The following is a 22,971-nucleotide window of genomic DNA, read 5'->3' as shown; positions in this document are numbered from 1 at the left end:
CCGCCGCTCAGCGCCGCTCGATCGTGATGTGATGTTCGGTGACGGCTGTGACTTCACCGTCGATCGAGGCGTGGTGGGCGTTGCTGATGGCGTCTTCACCAGGGCGTGCGATCTGATCGCCGACGGTCACGGTATCGCTGGGCGAGACGGTCGGCTCGGCGTAGGTCGCGACGCCCTCGTACTCGGGATTGCTCAACAACGGGATTCGAACGCGATCGGGCTCCAGCTCGGTCGGTTCGTCTTCCAGGGTCCGGCCTTTCCAGGCCTGGGGCCCGAGGATGTTGATCCGGCCGTTGCCGATCCGGTTGTCGGCGGCCAACTGTTCGTCGATGATTAGCAGGCAATTGGTCCGCTTCGTGACGCCGAACATGTCGGGGTCGCGTTCGATCTCGAAACTCCATCCTGGCCCGCCGTCGGCGAGGATCTCGTGGGAGCCAGGCCCGCCGGGCCGCCCCGCAGCTGCAAGCAGATCCGTCCCAGGTGTCCCGACCGGCACTTTGAGAAACCGGTGGCGGGGCGTGTCCCCATCGACGTGGAGGTACTTGTGGGTGACCGGCCGTCCGTCGGCCAGGCCGCGAGCAATATTCCACAGCGTCTCGGTGTTCTGGACGATCCAGCCGTGATCGACGGGAAGATCCCGACCGATCACAGTGTCGGCGATCTCTCGCAACAGGACACTCTCCATCCCGTACTCGTAGCGGTCGCCCGTGCAGGCGACGATGACGCCCTCCCGATCGTCGACGTCGACCGGCAGTTCGTCGGGTTTGACCACCGTCGCGTCGGTGGCCTCCTCAAGGGCACCGACCCAGACCCCGCGATAGTGTTCTTTCGTCCCGATCACGACGGTATCGAGCACTGCATCTAGCAACGCGTCACAGAACGACGCCAGCAGCTCGGTGTGCTCGCGACCGATCCACCGATCTTTGAGGAAGTTGGGTTCGCTCTCCTGATGGTTGATCAACACTGCGTCGACGTCTTCGAGCCGTTCCCACTTCGCGTAGGCCGGAAATCCGGCCCCGCCGGCCCCTGCCACCCCAGCCCGTTGGATTCGCGGCGCGATTCCCCCCTTGTCAAACCCAAACGACGCATGTTGAGCCATATCATACCATTGCATGGCCTGGGGCATAAACGCCGTCCCGCTGGCAATCTCGGGTCGACGCGTTCTACCTGGCGGCCGTATCATACCTCGCGGATGTTGTGTACACGGTCTCCCACGAGCCCCATGCGCTGTCGATAGTGTCAACCCCTCATTTCGAATTGGGTGCAAGTCGTCGTCATCAGTGGGTTGTTTAACTTTCCGGCGACCGCTGCTATCTCCGTTTTAAAGGCCTTTGGCACGGCTGACGGCGCTAATTCAGGGCGCCCCGCTCCGGGTAGATTCCGGACAGGGATAGCAATATTTATATAGAACCGCAATGGATGAACTAAGTGAAGATCCACTATGTCACAGTCCGGACAGCCGCGCATGGGCGGTCAGCCGATGTTTATTCTCAGCGACGACTCCCAGCGCACACAAGGCAAAGACGCACAGAGTTCGAATATTTCCGCGGGTAAGGCCGTCAGCGAGGCCGTCCGCACGACGCTTGGCCCTCGCGGGATGGACAAGATGCTCGTCTCCGATGGCGACGTCGTCATCACCAACGACGGGGCGACCATTCTCGACGAGATGGACATCGAGCATCCCGCTGCGAACATGCTCGTCGAAGTCGCCGAGACTCAGGAAGAGGAAGTCGGCGACGGGACCACGACGGCCTCGATTCTCGCCGGCGAACTGCTGGCCAAAGCCGAGGACCTGCTCGAGGATGACGTCCACGCGACGACGATCGTCGAGGGGTATCACGAGGCCGCCCGCATCGCTCGTGAAGCCGTTGACGACCTTGTCGTCGACGGTGACTTGGACGACGAATCGCTGATCGAGGTCGCCGAATCCAGCATGACCGGCAAGGGGACCGGCGATGTCGCTGCCGGCCCGCTCGCGGAGACGGTCGTCGAGGCAGTCAGCCACGTTCGGGACGGCCGCGTCGAGCGGGATAACATCACGATCCATGCCCAGGTCGGCTCCTCTTCCAGTGCGACCGAACTCGTCGAGGGTGTCATCGTTGACGAGGAACCGGTCCACGACAACATGCCCCGAACGGTCGAGAACGCGGCAATCGCCGCCGTCGACAGCGATCTCGACCTGCGTGAGAGCAACATCGACGCCGAGTACAACGTGAACAACGTCGATCAGCTCAACGCCGCCATCGAGGCCGAAGAGGAGGAACTGCGTGGGTATGCCCAGAAACTCGCCGATCTCGGCGTCGAAGTCGTGTTCGTCAGCGGCGACGTCGAGGATCGCGTCGGTGCCTACCTCGCCAAGCACGGTATCCTGGCGATCGAGGGCTCGGACGATCTGGAAGCCATCGCCGGTGCGACCGGTGCGAGCCGTGTCGGGTCCGTCGAGGACTTAGAGACCGACGAACTCGGCGAGGCCGATAGCGTGTCCGCCCGTGCCTACGGCGACGAGGAGCTGACGTTCATCGAAGGTGGTGCGGCCGCCGAGGCCGTCACGATCTTCGCCCGCGGTGGCACCGAACACGTTGTCGACGAACTCGAACGCGCAATCAAGGACGCTCTGGACGTCGTGACTGCCGCCCTCGAACGCGGCGGTGTCGTCCCGGGTGCCGGCGCAACCGAGATCGCTGTCGCCGACCACGTCCGCTCGGAAGCTGCCGGGGTCGAGGGCCGCAAACAGTTGGCCGTCGAAGCGTTCGCCGACGCGATCGACGTGGTTCCGCGGACGCTCGCGACCAACACCGGTATGGACCCGATCGACGCCCTGGTCGATCTCCGGGCTGCCTACGAGGGCGGTGACCTCTCCGGGGTCATCAGCGAGGGCCAGACCGGCGTCATCGCCGATCCGATCGAGCACGGCGTCATCGATCCCGCCGCGGTCAAGCGGGAGGCCGTCGAGAGTGCGACCGAGGCCGCGACGATGATCGTCCGTATCGACGACGTTATCGCCGCGAGCTAACGCTTCTCTCTTCGTCGTCGCCTGATATTGGTCGAGTCGGTTTCGGACACGCCGTTCGTTTTGGGTGCCTTGCCGGGTCCCCGTACGGCCGGAAGTACGTCCGTGCGAACGATTCGTGATGCCGGTCGCGATACCACCAGGTACCGTCGGGGCTGTCTATGGGTCATGTTCGCAAACGATCGGGACAACCGGAGTCTCCGGCGCTGGGCTACTGTCGATCGCCGGTCATCGCCTCGAACAGGCGCTCGTAGAGTTCCTCCCTGGTAACGCCCTCGCCCGGCCCGAGTCCGGCCATGTGATCGAGACTCACCTGTCCGCCGCCCATCCGCGCGTGACCGCCGGCCTCGGCCATCGGGACCTCCGCGACGGCCGCCTGGAGCGCTTTCCCCATGTGGACACGATCATCGCGTGATCGGCCGGAGAGATGGAGCGTCCCGTCTTTCTCGCCTAGCACGACGACCGCCGTGACGCCCTCCAGGCGTAGCAACTCATCGGCCGCCTGTGGAATGGCGTCGACGTTCGAGACCTCACCGACGTCGCTGGCGGCAAAGGCATCCCGAACGTCCCGTTCCATGATCGCCCGGGCCTTGATTTCGAGGACTTCAGTGTCGACCTCGGGGTTAGCGATCCGATCGAGAGCGTCCTGGTCGACGCCCGGGTAGAGGTACGAAGCGGCCTCGAACTCTGCGGGTGAACAGCCTTTTGTCAGGTGGTTCGTGTCGGCCTGGATGCCGTAGAGCATTCCTGTTGCGACGTCAGGCGGGAGGAACTCACCGTCTTCGTCCCCATTCTCGGCTTCCGGATCGACTGGGTCGAGACCGAAGTCCTCAGTGTACTCGGCGAGAATTGTCGCGCAGGCCCCATAGGCCGGTCGGACATCGGTAAACGACGAACCAGTCCCGTCGCCGGGATGGTGATCGACGACGGCCACCGGCGAGACGCTTTCAGCGCCCGAAAACCCGCGCGGCTCGTTGTGATCGACCAGTACCACCGCCTCGCCGTCGAGTTCGGCTGCCTCCTCGATTTGATCGAGCTCCAGCTCCAGGACCGTCTCGAAGGCTCGATTCTCCTGATGGCGGATCTGTCCGGGGTGTTGGAGGGCGGTTTCGGTGTCGACGCTTGCGGCCAGTTCGGCAACGCCCTGGGCGGCCGCCATCGCGTCCGGATCGGGATTTGGATGTAACAGGACGCTCACGCGCTCGTACCCGGCCAGAGCGGTGCGAAGGCGCTTGCCCGGCGTGCGCCTGAGACGGCGGATGACCACCGCGAGGCCGACGACGACGAACAGGCCCGCGACGATGAGCGCCCCCACGAGAAGCGGGTTGGCCGCGACGAACTCACTGACGTCGGCGAGCATCGACGCGACTGTTTCCTCGATGTCCGCGGGCACCGAAGCCGACATACCGACCACTGTCTCTCCCGGCTGTTAAGAACTTTCGGCCCAGCTCCTCGGACCGTCAGGACTCGTCGTTATCGGCGAGGAACTGGCTGATTGCGTCATGATACCCCTCGCGAAACGTGGGATAGGTAAACTCGTACCCCCATTTCCGGAGGCGATCGTTGCTCACGCGCTTGTTCGCCCGGAGACGCCGTCGCCGCTGGTCAGAATCGACAGCCTCGAGGCGTGCCGCCAGCGTCTCTTTTTGCGGTTCGGGTTCGGCACACTGCTCGGCCAGCCAGTCGGCCAAGGCCCACTTTTCGACGGGGTCATCGTCGACGACGTTGACGACGGCGTCCCGTCCTTCGTCTGCTTCGAGCAGGAAGCGAACTGCCCCGGCCGCATCCGCGCGATGAACCATGTTCAGATAGCCCGCCGTGACCGGCCCATCGAGATACCGTTGAAGGCGGTAGCGATCCGGGCCGTACAGACCGCCAAAGCGCGCGACAGTCCCGTCCATTCCCGCCGGCGGGCGCTCGCGAGCGATCCGTTCGGCCTCGGCGAGGACGCGCGTCTTCTCGGTCGTCGGTTCCAGATCCGTCTCTTCGTTGACCCAGCCCCCGTCGTGATCGCCGTAGACGCCTGTACTGGAGGTGTACACGACTCGCTCGGGAGGCGACGATCGAGCTCCAAAGTGGTCGATGGCCGTCCGGAGTCCCTCGACGTAGGTTTCCCGGGCCGCCTCGGCGTCGCGACCGCCGGCACTCGCCGCGAAGACGAGCCAGTCGGCGTCGGGCACGGCTTCGAGGGCGTCCGGATCAGTCACGTCGGCCTGGATCGGCTGTGCGCCGGCCGCCTCGACCGCCGCGAGGCCGTCGGTCGAGCGGCGGACTCCCACGACCTCGTGGGCGTCGAGTCGTTCGGCGAGGGCACAGCCAACGTAGCCACACCCCAGGATGACGATTTGCGTCACTGTCCCTCCGTAACGGCGGCCAGCACGTCGGCATATTCCCCAAGGCCCATCGGGTGGCGACCCTCGATTTTCTGCTGGAGTTCCTTGGCAGTGACATCCCCGTCGATTCTGCGCGCGAGCGCGTCCACATCCATGACGGCACTCGACATGGCTAACAGCAGGCGGTCCCGGGCGTCGGCTGCAATTGCGTCGGCATCGCGGTCATCCTCGACAGCGATAATTGCTGCGGCGTCGTCGACGGTCAGATCCGTACTCTCACCGTCGGCGATCGCCGCGAGCGTCTCCCGATCGAGGCCGGTACGGTCCCGGACTGTCTCGACGCCGGCTGTTTCGATTGTTGTCTGTAGACTTCGCTCGAAGGCCTGCCGGAGTGACGGACCGTCGTGCTCACCGGGATCGATGGTGTCGAACATGGGATCCGGTACGAGCCAATCCTACAAGGGCGCGTCGCCACCGGCACGGCACACCGGGGAGAGTTGGGACGCGTTGCCGAGCCGTGAATTGTCACAAGGTTGAATACCCGGTGACCCAACGCTGTTGGTATGAAGGTCGTCTTGATTGGTCTCGGCCAGGCCGGTGGGAAGGTCACCGAAGCGCTGGCAACCCACGACTACGAGAGGGGGTTCGACGCCGTTCAGGGGGCGTTGGCGGTCAATACAGCCAAGACCGATCTCCAGGCGCTCGATATCGAAACGATGGTCATCGGCCAGGATCGCGTCAAGGGTCACGGTGTCGGTGGCGACAACGAACTCGGTGCGGAGATCATGCAGGCGGAGGCCACGGAAGTACTGGATGGCCTGGGTGGGCGAATTACCTCCCGAGCGGAAGCGATCATGGTCGTCGCCGGCCTGGGCGGTGGCACCGGGTCGGGCGGCGCACCCGTGCTGGCAAAGGAGCTCAAACGAATCTACGACGTCCCAGTGTACGTCCTGGGAATCCTCCCCGGACGGAGCGAGGGGTCGATCTACCAGGCCAACGCGGGCCGCTCGCTGAAGACCGTCGCCCGAGAAGCGGATGCGACACTGCTCGTGGACAACGACGCCTGGCACTCCGCCGAGGAGAGCGTCGCAGAGGGATTCGACACGATCAACGACAACATCGCCCAGCGAATCGGCCTCCTGCTCGCCTCGGGCGAAATCGTCGAGGGTGTCGGCGAGAGCGTCGTCGACTCCAGTGAGATCATCAACACGCTCCGGCCGGGCGGGCTCGCAGCGCTTGGCTATGCCAGCGCGGAAGCGAGTGACGATGCCGACGAGAACGTCAACACGATCACGAGCCTGACCCGCAATGCCCTCCTGACCGGGACAAGCCTCCCGAACGCTGTCGAGGCCGAGACGGCACTGCTCGTCATCGCCGGCCAACCCGAGCGCATCTCGCGAAAGGGCGTCGAACGCGCCCGTAGTTGGCTCGAAGAAGAAACCGGCAGTCTCGAAGTCCGGGGCGGGGACTTCCCACTGGAGAGCGACCGGCTCGCCGCACTGGTGTTGCTCGGCGGCGTCGAGCGCTCACAGCGTCTCGAAGCCTTCCTCGACCGCGCGGCCGAAGCCTACCAAGGAGCAACCGACCAATCGACGGGCCAAGTCGACGACTTCCAGAACGACGAACTCGAAGATCTATTCTGACGGCCAGCTACTCGCCACTCGATTCGGCGTCTGCCGCCTCGTCTTCCTCGGCCAGATCGATATCAGCGATCGCGTCGGCGATCTCGTCGTCGTCCGCGCCGTCCTCCGGTTCCTCGCTGGTGTCGTCGGCCTCGGCTGGTTCGTCGTCACTCTCCGGGGGCGGTTCGAGATCGTCCGAGTAGGCAAACTCACTGATACCACTCTCTTCGAGTTCATCGGACGTAGACTGCTCGTCCTGGGGATCAAGGCTAGCCGCGTGATCGGATTCGTCCACGGAGTCGCCCCCACTGGTGGTTGGTGACTCCGCAGGCGCATCCAGCTCATCACTCTCAGTGCCCGTCCCGCCGGAAAACTCGAATCCTCCGCCAGTGGCCGTCTCCGTGTCGTCGTCCCAGTCTGTCTGGTCACGGGACTCGTCGATCCAGTCTTCGGCTTTGATCGAGGCCGCGTCCGGTGTCCCGGCAGCCTCGATCGCGCCGCGGAGGTGTTCGATTTCGTCTTCGAGAGCGTCAATGCGGGACGCAAGTCGGTCGCCGGGCGGACGAAGCACGGCCTCCCGGTGCTCGAGCAGCCACCGGACGTAGGCCTCGAGGCTGTCGAAGCCGCGCTCTTCAGCCTCGGCTTCGAGGTCTCCAGCCAGGTCCCCGTCGAGATCGATCTCCATCCGCCCGATGGTACGTAGCGTCAGCGCAAAAATCTGTGGCACTCGCTGTTGTCGGGCTGGTCGTGAGAATTGGCCAGTTAGACCAGGCTCGAGCCGTCGAATTCGGTACGATCGTACTCGACGGAAAGCAGCGAGAGGAGTGTCGGCGCAATATCGTAGAGATCGACGTCACTGATCCGAGCGCCATCGTCGTCGACGAACAGGCAGGCGTTATCGAAACTATGCATGCCGTTTCGCGGCCCGACACCGAAGACGTCCGAACTGCCCTTGAACCCGGCTTTCAGATCGAAGCCGTGGTTCGGAATGACGACGAGATCCGGCGCGATGTCGTCGTGGTCACCACGGAAGGCTTCTTCTTTGGTGACGACGCGCTCGGCGACCGGTCGACCATCCGGCCCTTCCCAGGCTTCGAGTTTGGCTTTGAGGTCGGCTCTGACATCCTCGTAGTCGTCTTCCGGGACACTGCCGTTAGCCTCGCGGTCGTCCAGGTTGACGTAAAAGCGGCCGGGGATCAACGAGTAGGCTTTCGTCGATTCGTCTAAGTCACCAAGTTCTTCTGGCTCGTCGGCGTCGTAGCTTAGCCAGCCTTCCTCTCGGAGCCACTCGTTGCAGTGAACCTCGTGGTCGAGCGTGGTAAACCCGTGATCAGACGCGACGACCATTGTCACGTCGTCGGCCAGCATCTCGCGCAGTTGGCCCAGGTAGTCGTCGACTTTCTCGTAGAACTCGAGGAAGGCTTCCTTGTACTCGCCGTCTTTCTCGTAGTCCTCGAACAGGAAGTGATTGACCCGGTCGGTCGTCATGAAGACGCCAAAAAAGAGGTCCCAGTCGTCGGCTTCGATGTACTGCCTGAAGGCGTCAAAGCGCTTCTCGAGCGTCTCGTGGGCATCCTCGATGAACTCCGTCTTGTCGTCGTTGTGCCCGAGTTTGGCGTTGACGTCGATCCGATAGTCGCTGTCCTGGAGTGTCTCGCGGATTTCGTCGGGATAGGCCGCCTTCTCGACGCCAGGTGAGAGGAACCCAGAGACCATCCGCTGGACATCACGCTGGGGCGGGAACGTCACGGGGACGTTCATCACCGTCGCGTCTCGGCCGGCCGATTGGACGCGATCCCACAGACGGGTGGCCTGGACGTCGGTGCCCATCGGCACGTACGTCTCCGCCGACCCGACCTCCCGATCCTGGAAGCCGTAGACACCCGTCTGACCCGGGTTGACGCCCGTCGTCAGGGAGGGCCAACAGGCGCTTGACTCGGGAGGCACGATGCTGTCGATGGCTCCGCCAGCCCCCGACTCAGCGATAGCGGTGAGGTTCTCGAAGCGATCCTCGTTGTCGGCGATCAGGCTGTACGGGACGCCATCGATGCCGAAGAAGGCGACCCGGGGGTCATCGTCGCTGCGAATCCGATCGAACAGTCCCATACCTCGCGGTACTGGTGACTGACACAAGAAGGTTCTTTTCGCGGCCGTCCCTGACGGGCAACGCCGACACCGGCAAAACTCGCGATCAGTCGTGGCGATCCGGCGACGTTTCAGGGGGTGAATCGGCCGGTTTGAAGTTTTCCGGGACGACCGTGAGATGGGCGATCCCGACAGTGGGACGTTCGGTAGCCATTACGCTCTAGACAACGACCCACACGCCCAAATAATTACCCATAATCATACCGCATGGGTGGAACGGGCGGTGATAACCGGGAAACATCACTCTGTCACCGAGAACTAGCGACGCGAACGGCGTTCTTGCTCGGAGTCAGGCACGGGCCCAGACGAAGGGTTTCCGCGCCGGGTCATCGGCGACGTCGTCCATAACGTAATCGACGCGTTCGACGCTGAATCCGGCGTTTTCGAGCAGCTCGCGCGCTCGATCCAGCCCAGGGATATCCCAGTACATCGCCTCGCCCATCCCCATCCAGTCTTCGTTGTGGCCCGTCCAGTCGGCATCGCCGACCGTACAGAGCAGGGTCGCTCCGGGCCGGCAGACGCGATGAAACTCCGCGAAGACGTCTTCGTGACGTTCTCGGGGAACGTGGATGACGGCGTAAAACGACGTGAGACCGTCGAAGCTATCGTCATCGAATGGCAGTCGCGTCATCTCACCCTCGACGAACGATTGGCCAGGAAGACGACCGGTCGCCAGCGACAGTTGTTCACGGGAGAGGTCGAGTCCGGTCACGGTGTGACCCTCGGCTAATAGCTCCGTGACCGGCATTCCCGCACCACAACCGGCGTCGAGGACGTCTGCGTTTGGCCCAAGGCCGTCGCAAAACCGTTCGACGAGTGGGACATCAGTGTCGTCCGTCGAGCGGTGCTCGTCGTACTCGGCGGCGATCCGGTCGTAGCCCTCCCTGACACGGGCAGTGAGATCCCGCTGGTCGGCCATACCAGCTACTCGAGGACTCCCCGGAAAAGAATTACTACGGCACCGACGACCGTTCGATTACTCGAACTCCGCTTCGTAGAGGTCCTGGGCGTGTTCAATCGCGTCCATCGCCGCCTGCTTGTCCTCCCAGCCCAGCGTCTGGACTTCTTTACCTTCCTCTAAGTTCTTGTAGGTCGCGAAGAACTCGTCGATCTCGTCAAGCGTCTGTTGTGGGATGTCTTCAAGATCCTCGATGTGGTCGTAGCGCGGGTCTTCGATGGGGACGGCGATAACCTTATCGTCCTGCTCGCCGTCGTCGTCCATCTTCATCATCGCGACCGGACGGGCCTCGATGACACAGCCAGGGAACGTCTGGTCTTCGACGAGAACGAGCACGTCGAATGGGTCGCCGTCGTCGTAATAGGACTGCGGGATAAATCCGTAGTCACTGGGGTAGTGGACGTTACTGTGGAGGACACGATCCAGCACGACGCCGGGGATGTCCTTGTCGTATTCGTACTTGTTGCGCTCGCCTTTCAGGCACTCGACGACCGCGTAGATCTCTTCGGGCGGATTCGGTCCCGTTTCGAGGTCTTCGAAGAGGTTTACCATCATCTCCGTCTGTGGCAGGCCATCAAAAATGCCTTTCGAGTTGCCGGGCGTGTAGCCCACTGTGCACCAACGGAGGGCGACTGACCGTCGCTAATCGGGACCACGTCTTGCGAAAAGGCGACTCCGGGCGGTGCGCAGATGATCGTTACAGTTAACAAAGGTTAAATGGCGTGATGACATATATCCTACCATGTCAGAGGCGCAGGCTGAGACGGAAACACCGAGTATCGCCCGAGAACTAACCGCATTCCAGCAGAACATTCTGGCTATCCTGGCCGAAGAGGCACGCTACGGGCTGGCTGTCAAACGAGAGCTGGAAACGTATTACAGCTCTGACGTCAACCACGGACGACTGTACCCCAACCTCGACGACCTCGTCGAGATGGACTTGGTCAAGAAGAGTGAACTCGACAAGCGAACCAACGAGTACTCGCTCACCGAGAAGGGCTACGATGTCCTGCTCGAACAGCTCTCCTGGGAGCTTTCGAAGATCGTCCAGACCGAGGAACGCGGTGACGACATCGCAGCGCTCCTCGAAGACGCGCGATAATTTTTCAAATCGGCGGTTGGTCTACGTTGGCGACGTCAAACGCAATCCGGAGCGATTGGGCTAGCGCGGCCCGCTGCTCGTCGTCGGGCCAGACGTTGCGCGCATAGTACTCCTCTCGAAACTCCCGGACCTGGGCCGGCGTCGCCGTAGCGATCCGACAGACGTGGTGGTTCCCGAGGAAATCCGCGAACGCCCGGACGTTTTCTTCGTGTACCGAACCGTATTCCTCGCCGACGCGCGCGACGATCTCCCGGTTAGCTTCTTCGACGGCATCCCAATCCTCGTCGCCGGTGAGCGGGCGTTCGACCGCGCGCGAGCGATCCTCGATGCGATCGAAGACGACTTCGCCATCCCGAAGCCACTCCGCTGGATAACAGACCAGGACGGCACCATCATCGTCCTCGCGAACGCGAGCCTCGTAGCCGTAGGTGGCCAGTATCGTGTCACGACGCTCATCGTGTGTGGCGGCGCGATCACCCTCTGTCCGTCGGGCCAGCCGCGTCAGCCGGAGCGCGTTTTCGATCACGTCCGCCGGCAGCTTACCGTCCTCGGCGTCCGGTGTCGGCTCGGTGTCTTCAGTCATCTTCGAACGCCTCGTTGGCCAGTCGGTCGGCCCGTTCGTTGATCTCGCGGGGGACGTGTTCGATCGACCACGTCGAGAAGACAGTCAGCAACTCCCGGACGCGGACCCGTTGTTCGCGCAGGTCCGGATCGTTCGTGTCCCACTCGCCACGGACCTGTCGGACGGCCAGTTCCGAATCGCTTCGGACCTCGACGCTGTCGAATCCGTACTCTTCGGCGATTTCCAGTGCCTGGATCAACGCCGCGTACTCGGCGTGGTTGTTCGTCGCGCGCCCGATCCGCTTGCCCCCCTCGGTGACGATGCCACCCTCACCAGTCACGATCACCCAACCGATCGCCGCCGGGCCGGGATTGCCCCGTGACGCACCGTCGACGTAGACGTGTGCGCGCCCGCCCTCGTCCCGTAAGACGGCGATGAGTCGCCCGGCATCGCTTCCCTGGACGACGACTTTCTCGTCGTAGGCAACCGCTGTTGCACCAGCGTGGCTCGCCCGCCAGCGCTCGTGGTCAGTGTTTCCCGGCTCGACATCGACCCCAGCGGCTTCCAGCCGCTGGCGTGCAGCCCCTTCGTCGCACTCGATGACCGGCATTAGTGACGGATAGGCCGCCGTCGGCTTAGGGCGTTTTGATCCACCGGCCGGCGAGCCACCCCACCGAGCCACACGAAAGATGCCGGTGGAGGCCTGCTACCCGAGCCAGCAGCATAGTCTCTCGCGACATGAATCGGGGCGCGGTGGCGTCTGCACGCAAGTCGAGCAGCATCCCATCGACGACAGACGGGCAAGCGCCCATATCGGCCGATATTATCGCGCGTTACCTGTTCTATGGGCCGTTCGAGTGGACGCCCTCTCCACCTAATGTAACAATCGAACTAAATGAATTCCAAGGATTTAAGTCAAGGGACGCTGCTACTATATAAGTGCGATGACACGGTCCACCCGCCAGCGCGAGCGCGAGCGCGAGTCCGAGACCGAATCAGACGAACAAGAGGGGGTGAGAGAATGTCCGGAGTGTGATTCTGACAACCTCGTCAAGGACGCCGACCGGGGCGAGATTATCTGTGACGACTGTGGTCTCGTCGTCGAGGAGGAGAACATCGATCCAGGGCCCGAGTGGCGGGCGTTCAACCACCAGGAGCGCCAGGAGAAATCACGGGTGGGCGCGCCGACGACCCAGACGATGCACGACAAGGGGTTGACGACTACCATCGACTGGAAAGATAAAGACGCCTACGGTCGCTCCATCTCCTCGAAGAAACGATCCCAGATGCACCGCCTGCGCAAGTGGCAGGAACGCATCCGTACGAAGGATGCCGGTGAGCGCAACCTGCAGTTTGCCCTGAGCGAGATTGACCGCATGGCCTCGGCGCTGGGCGTCCCGCGTTCGGTACGCGAGGTCGCCTCAGTCATCTATCGTCGGGCCTTAGACGAGGATCTCATCCGCGGCCGCTCCATCGAGGGTGTCGCGACCTCGGCGCTGTATGCCGCCTGTCGAAAAGAAGGCATCCCGCGGAGTTTAGAAGAAATCAGTGAGGTTTCCCGGGTCGAGCGCAAGGAAATCGGCCGGACCTACCGGTATATCTCTCAGGAACTCGGCCTGGAGATGGAACCTGTCGACCCCAAGAAGTACGTCCCCCGCTTTTGCTCGGAACTCGATCTCAGCGAGGAAGTCCAGTCGAAAGCCAACGAGATCATCGAGACGACCGCCGAGAAAGGGCTGCTCTCGGGGAAATCCCCGACGGGCTACGCCGCCGCTGCGATTTACGCCGCCTCGTTGCTCTGCAACGAGAAGAAAACCCAGCGCGAAGTCGCCGACGTCGCCCAGGTGACGGAGGTCACGATCCGGAACCGCTATCAGGAACAGATCGAAGCGATGGGTATCCACAGCTAGGCCACGCTCGGCGATCCCACTCGCTCCCGGTATTGACTCTCTCTCAGACAGACGCTAGTTTCTTGGAAGGGCGGGGGCTCTCGTTTCGGATACCAGAAGGATTCTAACCCCCCGGCTCACAGCAAGTCAATATGTCCGACGGTTTCGCGGCCGCTGATCCCGCCGCCGGGATGGGGCTTGGCGAGCGAATCCGGACCTACGTCCGGACACATCCAGTCGTCGTCGCGGTTCTCGCGGTGGCGGCGATTGGCCTGCTCGCCAGGTTCTTTCAACTCGGCTGGCGGGTTGCTCACTGGGACGAGGCTCGTGTCGCCTACTGGATTGATCACGCCTTCGAGACGGGACACTTCGCCTATAACTCCCACACGCACGGTCCGTTCATCCAGCACGCCGATCGCTACCTGTTCGCTCTGTTCGGCGCGAACGACTTCACCGCTCGCTTGCCAGTCGCGGTGATCGGCGGCCTCCTGCCGCTCGCTTCTCTCCTGTATCGTGAGCATCTCGACGATGTCGAAACGGTCGCTCTGGCAGCCCTGCTTGCTGCCAACCCCGTGTTGTTGTACTACTCGCGGTTCATGCGGAGCGATCTGCTGGTCGCGACATTCATGTTCACTGCGTTCGGTTTGCTCGTCCGCTTCTATGATACCCGAAAACCGCGGTACGTCTACGGCGCAACGGCGCTGCTCGTCTTCGGTATTGCTTCGAAGGAGAACGCGCCGCTGTACCTCCTCACCTGGCTCGGAGCCGGCGCACTCTGCCTCGACGCGGCCTTCTACCGCCCCCGAGCGTATCGCAGCGCGGGCGGACTCGTCAGGTCGAAACTGGCAGGTATCCGTGATCAAGTGCACGATGGGAGTCGAAGCCTCCTGGGCTGGCTGCTGTATTACGGGGGCCACGGTCTCGCTGTGGCCGCCCTCTTCATCGCGCTGTTCGTGTTCATGTTCGCGCCCCGCGGCGGGGGAATGGCCGGGATGCTCTATCCGCCAAGCGACGCCAGTGCGACCCTCGGCCTGTGGGAGGCAGTCACCGCGCCCTGGAAACTCCCCGAACTCGTCGCTGATACGTTCGCCTACGTCGTCTATCCGGAGGCCGAGTACTTCCAGTTCGGTGGGCTCGACGGCGTCGTCCTCGATCTCCCTGGGCCGCCCGAGGTCAGTGGAACGAGCAATACGGTGCCATACCTCGAACGGCTCGGATCGATGACCGAAGGGCTGTTCGCGAAGTCCTTCCCGCTACTGATCCTTGGGGCGATCGGCTTCCTGCGAGAACGGTATGCAGCTGCCAAGAGCCGGACGCTGGTGTTGTTCATGACATATGCAGGAGTTGCTTCCTGGCTGGGCTACCCGTTGACGTTCTCGATCGGGAGCGGCTGGAAGTGGGGCATGACCCATACGATAGTCCCGCTTGCAATTCCGGCTGCCGTCGGGCTTGGCGTGTTCGGCCGGTGGGCGATCGACGCCATCCGTCAGGACGACCGGATCGAAGTCGGCTTCTCGGCGGTCGTCATCGGCTTCATTGCCGTGCTGGTCGTCTCGACGGCCGTCGCCGGCGCGTACGGCGCTACCGCCCGATCGGAGGACAATCCGCTCGTCCAGTACGGGCAACCCGGCGATGATCTCCGGCCGGCCCTCGAACAGATCCAGCATATCTCCCCAGTACACGACGGCACCGACGTATTGATCTACGACGGCTCGATTGACGACGGGGGATCGTTCGTCAAGGAGAATGCCTCTACCGCTCACAAGGACTTCCGACCCGTCTGTACAGTGTGGGGCAACACCCTCCCGATCAACTGGTATCTGGCCGCCTACGACACCGAGACCGCGTGTGCAGCCAACGAAAGTACGCTTCGGGATAGCATCGACAGCGAGGAGCCGGTCCCAGTAGTCGTGGTCCGTGAGAACGACAACACCGTGCCTGAATCGGCGTTCGAAGCCGAGTACTACGCGCTGACGTACGAACTCCGGACCTCCGGCTCGGAAGCGACGTTCTACATCCACGAGGACTGGTGGAACGCGGGCCAGTGACCACCGTCGCGAACGAAAACCGCAATCATTCAGTACCCGCGCTCTGGAACCTCTATCGTGGCCGAAGACGACTCTGCGGACGCGACCGCCCGCGACGAGGTCGAGCGGCTCGCCGGTCGATTGGGCGAGCGATATCGAGCAGCCCTGGGCGAATACAATCCGCTCGTCGTGGCGCTCGTGGCCATCGTCGCAGTCGCCGTCAGCATGCGACTGTTCGGGCTCGGTGGCCGCGTCGCTCATTACGACGAAGGGCGGGTGGCCTACTGGGCACTGCACTTCGCGGAAACCGGGGACTTCGCGTATCGCTACATCATCCACGGCCCGGTCCTCCAGCACGTGACTCGGTGGCTGATGCCGATCCTGGGGCCCAGCGACACGACGATGCGCTTGCCAGTAGCCGTGATTGGTGCTACCCTCCTGCCCGGGTCAGTCTGGCTGTTTCGAAAGCACCTCCGACGGTCAGAACTCGTCGCGACGGCCGGGCTCCTGGCGCTCAATCCTGTCCTGCTGTATTACTCGCGGTTCATGCGGAGCGATCTGCTGGTCGCGACGTTCATGTTCGTGGCGCTGGGCCTGCTGGTCAGGTTCCTCGACACACGACGCCCGCGATATCTCTACGCGAGTGCCGTGTTCGTCGCGCTCGGATTCGGCTCGAAAGAGAACGCCGTCGTCTATCTGCTGACCTGGTTCGGCGCGGCCGCCCTGCTCGTCGAGCACACGCTGTACAAGCCAGAGGAGTACGACAGTGGGTTCGCGCTGCTCGCGACGAACGTCCAGCGACTCGCCAGCCAGGGACGGGAGACCATCCGCGACGCGCGAACGCACCTCGCCCACCTCGTCGGTGCAGCCCTGATCGGCGGCCTGACCATCCTGGTCATCTACGCGCCGCGAGGGGCCGGCATGGCCGGCCTCGAATATCCGCGCGGTGAGGGTGGTGTCGGCCTTTGGGCCGCCATTTTCGATCCAACGAAGCTCCCGGCCCTCGTCGGGACGACGGTCGATCACATCGCGGAAGGGCTGTCGTACTGGTTCGGCCACAGTGGCGCGCCCAGTTGCTCGACGACGGGTCTGGTTGGCATGGACCTCGCAGGACTGTTCGGCGTCGACGCGATCACTGGCTACCCGTGCGTGCTGGGACAGTTCCTCGAGGTCATCCTCGTCGCCGCGCTCCCGCTCACTGCCCTGGCGGTGGTCGGGACGCTCATGGAGCGATACGGACGAGGGAATTCCCGGGCACTGGTGATCTTCACCGGGTACGCGGGCGTTGCCTCGTTACTTGGCTATCCAGTGGGGACGGACATCTTCGGGGCGTGGTTGCTGATCCACGTCCTCGTCCCGCTGTCGATCCCGGCTGGCGTCGCGCTGGCGGCGATCTACCGTCGCGGCGCTGCCCTGTTCGCGCACGAGGACTGGGTTGGAACTGCCATCGCTGGTGTGGTAATCGCGCTTCTCGTCGTGCAGATGGTTGTCGTCAGCACTGGCGCGGTCTACACGAACAGCGCCGGGGGCGACAGCGTGCTCGTCCCAGGAAACGGGAACAAGCTCGTCCAGTACGCCCAGCCCGAGAACGCGCTTCGCGGGCCGATCGACGACCTGGATCGCATCGCGGGCGAGCACGACGGGACGGACGTCATCGTTTACGGCGAGTCACTGACACGACCGACCGGCCAGACGCCGGGACTGGATACCCGGCCGCAGTGTATCAAATGGTACAATCCGATGCTCCCGCTGCCGTGGTACCTCTCCCGGAGCGACGCAGCCGTCGAGTGCGTGCGCGACGCAGAGACGCTCCAGGCACAGATCGGCGACGATCCGCCACCAATCGTCCTGACGGCCGGTGAGGACAGGACGGTGCCGACGGACACGCTGGAAGCGGCGTACGTCGCTCGCGAGGCCGCGATACGCCAAGGCGGCGACCGAATGCGGACGTTCTGGATTCACGAGGACTGGACAGCTAACTGACGGCTGTTTCGACAGCTCACCCGGTTCTGAAACGCTTAACCGTCGGCGCTGGATTGGGCCGAACATGGACGTGACAGCGCCCGGCCCGACCGTCGGCGTGGTCGGTGGCGGGCAACTCGGTCGCATGCTGGGGGAGGCCGCCGCGCCGCTGGGGATGGAACTGCTGATCGTCGATCCGACGCCGAACCCACCGGCTGCGCCGGTCACCCGCGACCAGCTCGTCGCCGACTTCGACGATCGTGCGGCCCTCCGGGAACTCGCCGAGCGGGTTGACTATCTCACCTACGAGATCGAACTCGCCGACCCGGACATACTCGATTCGGTGAGCGAGGAGACGGGCACGCCAGTCCACCCCCATCCCGACACGCTCCGAACGATCGAGGACAAACTCGTCCAGAAGCGCCGGCTCGAAGACGCAGGCGTCCCGGTCCCGCCGTTCCGCGGCGTCGACTCTCTGGCCGACCTGCGGGCAGCACTCGATGAACTTGGCTATCCAGCCATGCTGAAAGCCCGCAAGGGAGGCTACGACGGCCGGGGCAACGTCCCGATTGACTCGCCCGAGGACGTCACCGAGGCCTTCGAGACGATCGTCGAGGCTGCGCCGGGGGCCACACCCGAAGATCCCTCGGGCGCGGCGATGGTCGAGGGCCTCGTCGACTTCGAGCGCGAACTCGCCGTCATGGGGGTCAAGGGCGACGGTGAACAGGATGCCTTCCCCGTGACCGAGACGATCCACCGCGAGGAGATTCTCCGGGAGACGGTCTCGCCGGCCCGGGCTGAGCCAGCGGTTCGTGAGCGCGCCCGCGAGGTCGCCCTCGACGTGCTGGACGTGCTGGACGGGCGAGGCGTCTTTGGGATCGAGCTCTTCGAGACGACCGACGGCGAGATTCTGCTCAACGAGATCGCCCCGCGACCGCACAACTCCGGGCACTGGACGATCGAGGGCTGTCTGACCTCACAGTTCGAACAGCATCTCCGGGCCGTCGCGGGGTGGCCCCTGGGCGCGACTGATCGCCGCTCGCCGACAGTGACGGCGAACATTTTAGGTGACGTCGAACAGCGACAGGCGGCGACGCTCCGGAACGTCGATAGCGTCCTCGAAGCCGACGGCGCGTCACTGCACTACTACGGAAAAGCCGAGGTCTATCGCCTCCGGAAGATGGGTCACGTCACGGCAGTGGGTGACGACGAGCCGACCGCGCTGCTCGAACGGACGCGGGCGATTCGAGACGAGTTGACGTTCGAGTAACGACGTCCCAAAGCCAGCGGTCAGCGCTGTCTATCTAACCGATATTTTCATGTCCCGATCGGCCGATATCCCACGAGATCCAGTATGCCGGCACTTCGCACGGACGGGTTGACGAAGTATTACGGGGACGTGCGGGGCGTCGAAGACCTCTCTTTCGACGTCGAAGGCGGGGAAGTATTCGGCTTTCTCGGGCCGAACGGGGCGGGCAAGACGACGACGATCCGGACGCTGATGGGCTTTCAGTCTCCGACCGATGGGACGGCGATGGTCCTCGACGCGGACATCCGGGATGCCGAGGCCCTCCGAACGGTCCGGGCCGATATCGGCTACCTCCCGGCCGAACCAAGTTTCAACGAGAACGTGACCGGACGGCGACTCCTCGCCTATCACGGCGCGTTGCGAGGTGACGTCCGTAGCGACGAGCTGCTCGAACTGTTCGACCCGCCCTTAGACCGGAAAGTCCGGGAGTACTCCCGCGGGAACAAGCAGATGCTCGCGATCGTCCTGGCGTTCATGCACGATCCCGACCTCCTGATCATGGACGAACCCACTTCGGGGCTGGACCCGCTGAAACAGGAGGAACTGCTCGCGTTCATCCGCAGCGAGCAACAGCGTGGCAAGACCTTTTTCTTCTCCTCACACATCCTGAGCGAGGTCCGGAAAGTCTGTGATCGGATCGCGATCATCCGGGACGGTCGGCTCGTCGAACTCGAAGCCGTCGAATCGCTGATCGACCGGAGCGGCAAGACCGTCCGGGCGCGTCTCGGTGGCGAGGTCGAGGCCGCTGAGCTCGCGCTCGATGGCGTCCACGACGTCGAAATCAGCGGTGACGCGGCTTCCCCGGAGCCGGAAGAGCGGCGCGACTCGGCTGTCGGCCCGGACCACGCGACGACCGTCTCGTTCACCTATACGGGGGCGTACGAGCCGCTCCTCGAACGGCTGCTCGAATACGAGATTCTGGATCTGAGTATCGAAGAGGCACCGCTCGAAGACGTGTTCATGCGGTTCTACGGCGAGGACCCCAGCGAACGAGTCGAAGCGGTCGAAAACGGGGCACGGCGAGACGCCACGGACGAAGACGACAAGAACGCGAGGAGGCGAGCCGAGCGATCGGAGGAGGCCGATGTTTGAGACGACGCGCTTCGACGCGGAACGACTGGCGCCGAGTTCGGTCGTCATCGGGGCAAGCATCGCGGCATTCGGCGGGATGATGACGCTCATCGCGCCCGGGATCCTCGGTGACGTCGATCTGGAGACGCTGTTCGAGCAGTTGCCCGCCGCCATGGTCGAGCAGATGGGACTCCGGCACATGGGGACCCTGGAAGGGTTCATCGCGATCGAACTCTACGAGTACGTCTGGCTGCTCGGCCTGGGTGCTTATCTGGCGTACCTCGCCGGGGGGACGATCGCCGGTGACGTCGAAAACGGGCGGATGGACACGCTGCTCGTGGCCCCCGTCTCGCGAGCGCGCCTCCTCGGCGAGCGGTACCTCGCGCTGCTCACGCCGATCGTCGTCGTGAACGTCGTCACCTTCGCGGGGGTCTACGGAGCGACCCTCCTCATTGCGGAATCGATTCCGCTCGTCGACCTCGCTGCGGTTCATACCCTGTCGGTCCCGTACTTGCTCGCCTGCGGCGCCTTCGGCATGGCCGTTTCCGTCGCCGCCCCCCGGCGGCGCATCGCGGAAGGCGTGGCAGCCGGGACGATCATCGGGACCTTCCTCCTGGAAATGCTCGTCTCGGGGACGGACGTGTCCTGGTTGGGGGCGATTGCCCCCATGCGCTACTACGATCCGCTCGGGGCCCTCACCGAGAGCGCCTACGATCCCACCGGCGCAGGAATTCTCCTCGCCGTCGCGGTCGTCCTGCTGGTCGGGAGTGCCTGGCTGTTCGGGGAGGTGGATGTCTAATGAAGACGGCGACCGACGGCGCGCCCGCTGAGGGGCCGTCCGCAGTGAGTCCACTGGCCGAAGTCGCCCGCTTTGAGGGACGCAACCGGCTCACGGTGACGGCCGTCCTCGCGGTGCTGTTCTCTGCGTTCGGAGCACTGTACATCTGGATTGGCCCGCAGATGATCGACGCGGGGTTCTCCGAGATGCTGGACGCGATGCCGCCGATCGTGAACGAACTGTTCGGCTTCGAGAGCCTTGCCTCGATCGAGGGACTGCTCGCCAGCGAGTTCTACACGCTGGGCTGGATCGTTGGACTCGGTGGCTACCTGGCGTATACGGCCGCCGGGACGGTCGCCGGCGATCTCGGCGAGGGACGCATGGACACGTTACTGGCCGGTCCTGTCGCCCGCCGGAGCGTCCTGCTTGGCAAGTTTGTCGCCGTGCTGGTTCCGATCGTCGTCCTCAACGTCGTGGTCCCGGCTGTCCTGTACGTGATGGCGCTCGCAGCGGGGCAGTCGCTGTCGATCGTGGATCTCGCGGTCGTCCACGCGCTCTCGATCCCCTATCTCCTCTTCTGGAGTGCCTTTGGCCTCCTCGTCGGCGCAGTCGTCCGCCGGGGCCGGACGGCCGGTCGCCTCGCGCTCGGGATCGTCTTCCTCGGGTGGCTCGGCGAGTCAGTGATCGCGACGACGGACTACAAGTGGGTCGGCGGGATTTCACCGATGCGGTACTTCGACCCGCAGGACGTGCTCATCCACGGAACGTTCGATCTCGTCGGAGCGGTGATCCTCCTCGTCGGTGTGGCTGTTCTCCTCACAGCCAGTCACCACTGGTTTGGAACCCGCGACCTCTGAGAAGCGAAGGCACGGCCGGAGCCAGATGCTGCACATCAACCCGATAGAATTAGGCCACCCCCGCGAGCACGGCCACCCATGACGACCGCCGAGAGCGTCCGATCATTGATCGACCAACTCGAAGCAGAGGCCGAGATGGACCGACCAGACGAGCAAACGCCGGACGTCGGAATCATCATGGGCTCGGATTCAGACTTGGACGTGATGGCCGGGTCCGAATCCGGCCGTCCAGGTGCCTACGATGTCCTGACTGAGGAGCTCGGATTCGAAGAGCAAACTGACTACGAGAACCCACCCGACTCGCGGTTCACCTTCGAGACGTTCCTTGTCTCGGCCCACCGGACGCCCGAACTCATGTACGCCTACGCCGAGACCGCCGAGGCGCGGGGCCTGGAGGTGATCATCGCAGGTGCAGGCGGCAAGAGCGCCGACCTACCGAACATGACTGCCTCGATCGCATACCCGTTGCCCGTGATCGGCGTCCCCGTCCAGGAGAAGTCCCTCGACTCGGTGATCGGCATGCCACAGGGCGCGCCACTCGTCGCCGTCGACGCCGGCAAATCCTTCAACGCCGCGCTGTCGGCCGTCCAGCTGCTCGCCCGAAAACATCTCGAACTGCGAGAGCGGCTCGTCGATTACCACAATGGCCTCCAGCAGGCCGTCGGTGATGTCTCGCGGGAGCTTCACGAACGGGGGACGACCGCGTTCGAGGACAACTGAGCGCGAGCTATATCTCAGCGGCAATCCAGGCATATCGGACGAGTTCGCGGCCGAACGTCCGATTCAGCCGAGTGGATTGTAGCACATGGCTCAGTACGCCGTCACACTCTCTTTGACTGAAACCCCTGAAAACGGCAACATGGGCCGCTATTGGGCACGTTTCCGGGTGAAACACTGAACCCTTATGTGGGACCGCTCCCAAACCGACCCAGAGAGATCGAATGAGCAATCCCTGGATCGCGATCGGTGCCTTGGCGCTGGTAGGGGTGTTGATCCCGCTCGGCATGATGAGTGTCTCGGCCCTGCTGCGTCCGAGCGTGCCCGAGGACAGCAAGCGAGCTAGCTACGAGAGCGGCGAAGTGCCGACCGGCAATACCCGGATCCGGTTCAACATCCAGTATTACATGGTCGCGCTACTGTTCGTCGTCTTCGACATCGAGACTGTCCTCATCTTCCCGTGGACGGTCATCTACGGGGACGCCGTCGACGCCGTCGGCCTCGGCCCGGCCCTGCTGCCGATGGTCGCGTTCATCGGCATTTTGGCTGTCGGCCTCGCCTGGGCGTGGCGTAACGGCGCAGTCAGATGGATTCGCAGTCCGCGCGCACAACAGGAACTGACCGAGTGA

The 22,971-nt window shown here is 63.7% G+C and carries 22 protein-coding genes; 12 read left to right on the top strand and 10 right to left on the bottom strand.

Translation table 11 applies throughout. From position 1 onward, the window contains the following. Nucleotides 1-7: 7 nt before the first annotated feature. The gene (locus HZR20_RS07285) at nt 8-1,099 is read right to left on the bottom strand and encodes an NADH dehydrogenase subunit (RefSeq protein WP_181685929.1); all 1,092 of its coding nucleotides are present in this window, start codon (nt 1,097-1,099) and stop codon (nt 8-10) included. 366 nt (nt 1,100-1,465) lie between these two features. Here HZR20_RS07285 and thsA point away from each other — a divergent pair, with 366 nt between their 5' ends. Then, nucleotides 1,466-3,013, top strand: a complete 1,548-nt coding sequence (gene thsA / locus HZR20_RS07280; RefSeq protein WP_181685928.1) for a thermosome subunit alpha — start codon at nt 1,466-1,468, stop codon at nt 3,011-3,013. Between the two features lie 208 nt (nt 3,014-3,221). On the opposite strand, the gene HZR20_RS07275 is transcribed toward thsA, so the two are convergent. Genes HZR20_RS07275 through HZR20_RS07265 form a run of 3 tightly spaced genes read right to left on the bottom strand, consistent with a single transcriptional unit; the run spans nt 3,222 to nt 5,777 of the window. Further along, nucleotides 3,222-4,415 (bottom strand): DHH family phosphoesterase, encoded by a 1,194-nt coding sequence (locus HZR20_RS07275; RefSeq protein WP_181685927.1) that lies wholly within the window; start codon nt 4,413-4,415, stop codon nt 3,222-3,224. A 55-nt stretch (nt 4,416-4,470) separates the two neighbouring features. Further along, complete coding sequence (locus HZR20_RS07270) at nt 4,471-5,364, bottom strand: NAD-dependent epimerase/dehydratase family protein (RefSeq protein ID WP_181685926.1); 894 nt, start codon at nt 5,362-5,364, stop codon at nt 4,471-4,473. Then, nucleotides 5,361-5,777 carry a DUF5791 family protein gene (locus HZR20_RS07265; RefSeq protein ID WP_181685925.1) on the bottom strand — a complete coding sequence of 139 codons (417 nt, stop codon included), beginning with the start codon at nt 5,775-5,777 and terminating at the stop codon, nt 5,361-5,363. The genes HZR20_RS07270 and HZR20_RS07265 overlap by 4 nt, the downstream gene beginning before the upstream one ends. 129 nt (nt 5,778-5,906) lie before the next feature. Here HZR20_RS07265 and HZR20_RS07260 point away from each other — a divergent pair, with 129 nt between their 5' ends. Further along, entirely contained in the window at nt 5,907-6,986 is a 1,080-nt protein-coding gene (locus tag HZR20_RS07260) for a tubulin/FtsZ family protein (protein WP_181685924.1), read from the top strand. Between the two features lie 7 nt (nt 6,987-6,993). On the opposite strand, the gene HZR20_RS07255 is transcribed toward HZR20_RS07260, so the two are convergent. The 4 genes from HZR20_RS07255 to HZR20_RS07240 all read right to left on the bottom strand — a co-directional run bounded on the left by HZR20_RS07255 (nt 6,994) and on the right by HZR20_RS07240 (nt 10,620). After that, nucleotides 6,994-7,650, bottom strand: a complete 657-nt coding sequence (locus HZR20_RS07255; protein WP_181685923.1) for a hypothetical protein — start codon at nt 7,648-7,650, stop codon at nt 6,994-6,996. 77 nt (nt 7,651-7,727) lie between these two features. Beyond that, nucleotides 7,728-9,071, bottom strand: a complete 1,344-nt coding sequence (locus HZR20_RS07250) for an alkaline phosphatase family protein (protein ID WP_181685922.1) — start codon at nt 9,069-9,071, stop codon at nt 7,728-7,730. Nucleotides 9,072-9,399: 328 nt separating this feature from the next. After that, nucleotides 9,400-10,029, bottom strand: a complete 630-nt coding sequence (locus tag HZR20_RS07245; protein ID WP_181685921.1) for a class I SAM-dependent methyltransferase — start codon at nt 10,027-10,029, stop codon at nt 9,400-9,402. 57 nt (nt 10,030-10,086) lie between these two features. After that, nucleotides 10,087-10,620, bottom strand: coding sequence for an inorganic diphosphatase (locus tag HZR20_RS07240; protein ID WP_181685920.1), 534 nt, complete (start codon nt 10,618-10,620; stop codon nt 10,087-10,089). Between the two features lie 190 nt (nt 10,621-10,810). On the opposite strand from HZR20_RS07240, the gene HZR20_RS07235 reads away from it, so the two are divergent. Continuing rightward, nucleotides 10,811-11,170, top strand: a complete 360-nt coding sequence (locus HZR20_RS07235; protein ID WP_181685919.1) for a PadR family transcriptional regulator — start codon at nt 10,811-10,813, stop codon at nt 11,168-11,170. 4 nt (nt 11,171-11,174) lie between these two features. Here HZR20_RS07235 and HZR20_RS07230 read toward each other — a convergent pair whose 3' ends face one another. Together HZR20_RS07230 and rnhA are read right to left on the bottom strand one after the other, a co-directional pair. Beyond that, the gene (locus HZR20_RS07230; RefSeq protein ID WP_181685918.1) at nt 11,175-11,753 is read right to left on the bottom strand and encodes a DUF7108 family protein; all 579 of its coding nucleotides are present in this window, start codon (nt 11,751-11,753) and stop codon (nt 11,175-11,177) included. Beyond that, nucleotides 11,746-12,342, bottom strand: coding sequence for a ribonuclease HI (gene rnhA / locus HZR20_RS07225; RefSeq protein ID WP_181685917.1), 597 nt, complete (start codon nt 12,340-12,342; stop codon nt 11,746-11,748). The genes HZR20_RS07230 and rnhA overlap by 8 nt, the downstream gene beginning before the upstream one ends. Nucleotides 12,343-12,676: 334 nt before the next feature. On the opposite strand from rnhA, the gene HZR20_RS07220 reads away from it, so the two are divergent. The 9 genes from HZR20_RS07220 (at nt 12,677) to HZR20_RS07180 (ending at nt 22,971) form a co-directional block, all read left to right on the top strand. Next, the gene (locus HZR20_RS07220) at nt 12,677-13,642 is read left to right on the top strand and encodes a transcription initiation factor IIB (RefSeq protein WP_181685916.1); all 966 of its coding nucleotides are present in this window, start codon (nt 12,677-12,679) and stop codon (nt 13,640-13,642) included. 131 nt (nt 13,643-13,773) lie between these two features. Continuing rightward, nucleotides 13,774-15,669, top strand: a complete 1,896-nt coding sequence (locus tag HZR20_RS07215) for a flippase activity-associated protein Agl23 (protein ID WP_181685915.1) — start codon at nt 13,774-13,776, stop codon at nt 15,667-15,669. A gap of 57 nt (nt 15,670-15,726) precedes the next feature. Beyond that, a complete protein-coding gene (locus tag HZR20_RS07210) occupies nt 15,727-17,631 on the top strand; it encodes a flippase activity-associated protein Agl23 (RefSeq protein ID WP_181685914.1) in 1,905 nt (634 codons plus the stop codon). A gap of 52 nt (nt 17,632-17,683) precedes the next feature. After that, nucleotides 17,684-18,880, top strand: coding sequence for a 5-(carboxyamino)imidazole ribonucleotide synthase (locus HZR20_RS07205; protein ID WP_374057592.1), 1,197 nt, complete (start codon nt 17,684-17,686; stop codon nt 18,878-18,880). Between the two features lie 84 nt (nt 18,881-18,964). Further along, on the top strand, nt 18,965-20,011 hold the full coding sequence (locus tag HZR20_RS07200) for an ABC transporter ATP-binding protein (protein ID WP_181685912.1): 1,047 nt from the start codon (nt 18,965-18,967) through the stop codon (nt 20,009-20,011). Beyond that, nucleotides 20,004-20,789 (top strand): ABC transporter permease, encoded by a 786-nt coding sequence (locus tag HZR20_RS07195; RefSeq protein ID WP_181685911.1) that lies wholly within the window; start codon nt 20,004-20,006, stop codon nt 20,787-20,789. The genes HZR20_RS07200 and HZR20_RS07195 overlap by 8 nt, the downstream gene beginning before the upstream one ends. Next, nucleotides 20,789-21,625 (top strand): ABC transporter permease subunit, encoded by an 837-nt coding sequence (locus tag HZR20_RS07190; protein ID WP_181685910.1) that lies wholly within the window; start codon nt 20,789-20,791, stop codon nt 21,623-21,625. Before HZR20_RS07195 ends, HZR20_RS07190 begins: the two co-directional genes overlap by 1 nt. 78 nt (nt 21,626-21,703) lie before the next feature. Continuing rightward, a complete protein-coding gene (locus tag HZR20_RS07185; protein ID WP_181685909.1) occupies nt 21,704-22,345 on the top strand; it encodes an AIR carboxylase family protein in 642 nt (213 codons plus the stop codon). 221 nt (nt 22,346-22,566) lie between these two features. Further along, nucleotides 22,567-22,971: an NADH-quinone oxidoreductase subunit A gene (locus HZR20_RS07180; protein ID WP_181685908.1), complete on the top strand. Its 405-nt coding sequence runs from the start codon at nt 22,567-22,569 to the stop codon at nt 22,969-22,971.

This window comes from Halorhabdus salina, from assembly GCF_013839425.1.
Classification (GTDB): domain Archaea; phylum Halobacteriota; class Halobacteria; order Halobacteriales; family Haloarculaceae; genus Halorhabdus; species Halorhabdus salina.
The sequence above is the reverse complement of the archived record's forward strand: the minus strand, read 5'-3'. Positions and strand labels throughout refer to the sequence as shown.